Here is a 2766-nt window from a genome sequence, read left to right on the forward strand (position 1 = left end):
AATAGGAACGGCGTTGTGGCTGCATGAAAGACCCTCTTAAAAGGCTAGAAGTGGTGTCCACTTAAATAGGTGGACACCATCGCCTTTGGCGGTGGGGTCAGAAAGGTGTGTTTGCTGGCCGGTTACGCTGATGAAGGATTTCGAGCCAGTCGTCTCGCACGCGCAAATCGACAAGAAGATTCGCAAAGTGATAAGGGACGGAGTAGCTGTGCTCCTCAAATGCAACGTGGTAATCGCTACCTACCCGAACCTGATACACCCACTGACTGTAGCTGTAGCGCTTTTCTGGGAGAGGCTTGAGGGCTGGATAATCAAGCTCAAGGAAGCGGCTAGTTCTGCTCTTTGGGTACGTCCGTGTGATTCGACTGTTTAGCTCATCGACCCAGTAGCTGATTTTCTCGTTGAGCTCTTCTAGGGAAAAGAAAGTGCTCGCTCTCAGCCTTGCGAGAACGAACCTCTGTACCAGTTGAACGGCAATTTCACCTAGCGACTTGTCTTTCGGTTTACGCGGTCTGGCGGGGTAAATTTGAAATCCGTAGTGCTCAGAAAACTCGGCGTAGGCACGATTTAAGGTCACCACATCTCTCGTGTTTTTAGTCACTGCTGACTTCAAATTATCAGGAACAACGAACCGGGGAACCCCGTCGAAGAACTCCAGGGCCAGAACGTTGCATTTGAGCCAGTCTGGGGTCGTTTGACTGTTCACCGCGGTGGCAAAAATGTAGCCCGAGGCGCCTAGTGTTGCCACGAATACTTGGGCTTGGCTGATCGCTCCCGTGTCCGGGTTTGTCACAGGCATTGTCCTGCCACAAAAGTCCACGAAGCACTTGTCTCCGGGGAGGTGAATCTGTCGCATGCTCAGTTTTTGCATATTGACCCACTCTCGATAGAGCCGCGTGAACTGAGCATATGACACGCCTTCTGGCTCGCTCGTACGAAACTCTTGCCATAGAAGCTCCAAGGTGATGTCAGGAAGTTTTAGCTGTTCGTGGACGGCGGGCCATGACGGGTATGCTTTCCTTTGAGGTGAGGTTCTCGGCTGAGTCCGCAGACGCTCCGCGAGCGCTTTGTCATCAAGGTGCTTCAGCTCTTCCCAGCTTTGCCCGCACTGGGCCAACTGATCGCGAATAGTGCGAACAGTGTTGTGGGACACTTTGGCTAATAAACCAATCGCCCTATTCGACAGCCTGGGGTCGCTCGCGAGTCGTAGCACCTCGCGCTGTGTAACTATTGGCAGCCTCATGTGTTCTCCTCGCGACAGGCGTGTGAATGCCTCACAAGTCGCGCCGTGTGAAAATTGCAGACAAACGGAAGGTGGTCGGCTTGACGCCGAACGCGAGGGAACACAGAATGAAGGCGTATAGGGCTCAAAACCTAACACCATCAAAAAAGCCTAGGGCTCCACCCCTGGGCTTTTTTGTGCTCCAAATCCACCGGCTAACTCCTAGCCTGGCCTCATTGCGGTACTCCTCATATGCCTAGTTCATATGGCCTGCTGCCGTGCGCAGCGCTGCGTGGCAATCCAGCATGCGACTTCTTTGGACAGGGCAAAGAAGCCCCGACGATTGGGCACCTCAAACAGGGGCACTTCGATAGTCCCCCGCTGTTTGGCTTTTCGAAACGCGTCATAGGACGCGTATCCCAACTCTCTCCACAGCGCGCTGCCACCCACCATCAGGCCATATCGATCTTTGAGATCAAGCTCTAATTCGGATGCCAGATTGTGGATTTCAAGGGGCTCGCGCATCGCACTTAATGTCCGGTTTGGTCACAGTTAATAGTAATAAACCGCCCCCTTGCGCTCCAGCCGTAAGACTTCTACATTTTTTACGGTACAAAGATCAATCAGGGATTTTTAAGTGTCTGATTTTAAGAGAATTGCAAACATTTATTCGGAGTTCGCAGAGAGCTTGCGCGAACTAATTCCGGAAAATTACAGCCCCCGGAGCAGCACTGTGGAAATGCTCGCAGTGGGCTATTGGTTCGAAGGCCTAAGGCAGCGGACAGGCCTCAAGACTGCCTATGCCCTTGAGCTGTACTTCGAAAAAGAGTCGTTTCGAAGAAACACGAATGGCACGATCCGGCATTACCGAAGCAAGTGGTCTAGATACGAACAGAAAATGATCTCGCCCAAGGCCAAGACCTTGAGCAGGGTGGAACTGCTAGCACCTGGATCCTCCCGCGACCTGAACCATCCTATATGGACGTTGATGAAGCTGATCTCTCGGCAACAGAAGATCAACTTCGACAGTTACTTCCGTACGCTAAACACCGAAGTCCAGCTGGTGCTTTACCGCAACACCAGCAACATGATTTGGGACAGTGTTCAGCGCGAACCAACCACTCAAGTTCTACTCGAAAAACTCGAACGCAGGGCAAGCCTGGATACCCTCGCAGCGCTGATCGCGATAGTGGTCGAAGCAGATCAACTGGGTCGAAAATCTCTTGCTATAAAAGCAGCAAACTCCCTACACAAAGTACTTCTTATGCTGGCGATGGAGCTTCAGGCGCGCGGTGTTGCCATTGGCCTAATCGATTGGCTGGTGCTCAACGTCTTACCTCTTGGCGTGCCTGCGCACTTGCAGATCTGGATGAGCAGCGCCGACTACATCCACGCGTCAGCACATTTAAACACTATGGTGTTAAACAGCGTGCAAAAGTTTCCAGATTCCCGGGGTAAACAGCGTCCAATAGTTTCCACCCCGGTGTGTGCAACCATCCGGTCTTTTGGCTGGAGAATCTGGGGTGATATCAATGGACATCATT

Annotated in this window: 3 protein-coding genes; 1 reads left to right on the top strand and 2 read right to left on the bottom strand. The window is 52.2% G+C overall.

Translation table 11 applies throughout. The features are described from left to right. Window positions 1–97: 97 nt before the first annotated feature. Together istA and BLL38_RS29670 are read right to left on the bottom strand one after the other, a co-directional pair. Window positions 98–1243 carry an IS21 family transposase gene (gene istA / locus BLL38_RS29665; protein ID WP_242627658.1) on the bottom strand — a complete coding sequence of 382 codons (1146 nt, stop codon included), beginning with the start codon at window positions 1241–1243 and terminating at the stop codon, window positions 98–100. 240 nt (window positions 1244–1483) lie between these two features. Then, entirely contained in the window at window positions 1484–1747 is a 264-nt protein-coding gene (locus BLL38_RS29670; protein ID WP_076965362.1) for a hypothetical protein, read from the bottom strand. A 112-nt stretch (window positions 1748–1859) separates the two neighbouring features. On the opposite strand from BLL38_RS29670, the gene BLL38_RS29675 reads away from it, so the two are divergent. Beyond that, window positions 1860–2766: hypothetical protein (locus BLL38_RS29675; protein ID WP_207303173.1), on the top strand; the 907-nt coding region annotated here is incomplete at its 3' end.

Source organism: Pseudomonas gessardii, from assembly GCF_001983165.1.
Taxonomy (GTDB): Bacteria; Pseudomonadota; Gammaproteobacteria; order Pseudomonadales; family Pseudomonadaceae; genus Aquipseudomonas; species Aquipseudomonas gessardii.

Bases quoted from the DNA above. Each gene is read 5' to 3' on its own strand.
- istA (WP_242627658.1), bottom strand. From the start codon at position 1,243: ATGAGGCTGCCAATAGTTACACAGCGCGAGGTGCTACGACTCGCGAGC.
- BLL38_RS29670 (WP_076965362.1), bottom strand. From the start codon at position 1,747: ATGCGCGAGCCCCTTGAAATCCACAATCTGGCATCCGAATTAGAGCTT.